This is a genomic window from Alkaliflexus imshenetskii DSM 15055, from assembly GCF_000517065.1.
Taxonomy (GTDB): domain Bacteria; phylum Bacteroidota; class Bacteroidia; order Bacteroidales; family Marinilabiliaceae; genus Alkaliflexus; species Alkaliflexus imshenetskii.
This window is the reverse complement of record NZ_KI912104.1, coordinates 3,711-4,943: the sequence shown is the minus strand read 5'-3', so window position 1 is coordinate 4,943 and position 1,233 is coordinate 3,711. Positions and strand designations below refer to the sequence as shown.

Below are 1,233 nucleotides of genomic sequence, written 5' to 3'. Positions count from 1 at the left end.
AAGCCTGATTGGAGCAGAAGTCTCGTACGCTTAAACTGGATTCCTGATACTCTTGATAGAGTTGCTTGAAGGTCGTATGTGTCATCCTCATTTTTTGCCTTCAAAGAAACGACTGCTTAGCTTTGATGACAATATGTACTAGGCCGAATGCTTACCAACTAATCTCGTTTAGGAGTAACCTTTTTTACAATAAACTCTAACAAAACAACGATTAAGCTACCCACCATTAAAACAAAAACAATATTGGCCAAAATGCTATTGTGTTTTATCAAAATTTCATCTCCTCTTTTTGCATGAACTATCTGGTATTCGCCATGCAACTTATACACCCACAGTTTAACTTCATCACCAGAATTAAACAACTCTGCATATTGAGTTTTTCTATGAATAAATCGATATGTAAAAGAATTCAACCAAAGAGACATACAATCATGGCTAGTCAATCTTCCACGTGCTGCAATAAATTCATTTTTATCATCACTGATTATCTTAACAATAGAACCTTCAACCTTAGGATAAAAGACCAACAATCTTACTCCAAAGACCAAAACGAGAATAAAGGCCGACACTAAGACAATCTTTGCTAAAAGAAATACATTATCCCAAAATGCACTTTCTTTATCTATTCTATTCAACAATGTTCTCATTTTCTAAAATTTCAATTATAGAAAGCATATCTGTAGATATACTTTCTATTTCTTTCTGCGTTAGACTATTACTAACTATAGAAGAGTTCATAATTACCCTCCAGCTATTACTCAAATTAACATAATCTAAAGCGATATCACCCAATGACTTCTTACTTAATAACCCTTGGATCGTTGGCGAGCCTAATGTCAAATAAAGACTAATTTTTTCATATTGGTCAAGAAACTCTTTCCCTTTCCCATCGCCAATCTTACTGATGCTCTCCTTGATTGCCTCATTGGTTAGAAGCACATTAATTGTCGCATCAACCCTATTGATGTATAATAAGGATTTAATCAATGTCCCACGTAATCCGGAAGCGACTCTACCTGTTGCTCCTAAAGGTGTAAATGACGATACAATTGTCACGGCATTACCTGCTAATCGAATCCCTTCCTTATTTAATGCCTCGTTTCGCAACCAAGGTAAAACAAATGCAGGCATTGACACGATTCGGCTTTCCTGTTCAGGTGGCAATTCATAAAAAGATAAATGCTCCTCAAAATAAATAACAACAGGTTCAAATGGATTTATCTCAACATTTAC

2 protein-coding genes are annotated in these 1,233 nt (G+C 35.2%); both read right to left on the bottom strand.

The genetic code is table 11. The features are described 5' to 3' along the window. Window positions 1-158: 158 nt before the first annotated feature. The gene (locus tag ALKIM_RS0100110; RefSeq protein WP_026472891.1) at window positions 159-647 is read right to left on the bottom strand and encodes a hypothetical protein; all 489 of its coding nucleotides are present in this window, start codon (window positions 645-647) and stop codon (window positions 159-161) included. Continuing rightward, window positions 628-1,233 (bottom strand): hypothetical protein (locus ALKIM_RS17035; RefSeq protein ID WP_044117636.1); only part of this gene is annotated, 606 nt, incomplete at its 5' end. The genes ALKIM_RS17035 and ALKIM_RS0100110, both read right to left, overlap by 20 nt.

Excerpts from the sequence above, each read along its gene's own strand:
- ALKIM_RS0100110 (WP_026472891.1), bottom strand. The coding sequence starts at position 647 with ATGAGAACATTGTTGAATAGAATAGATAAAGAAAGTGCATTTTGGGAT.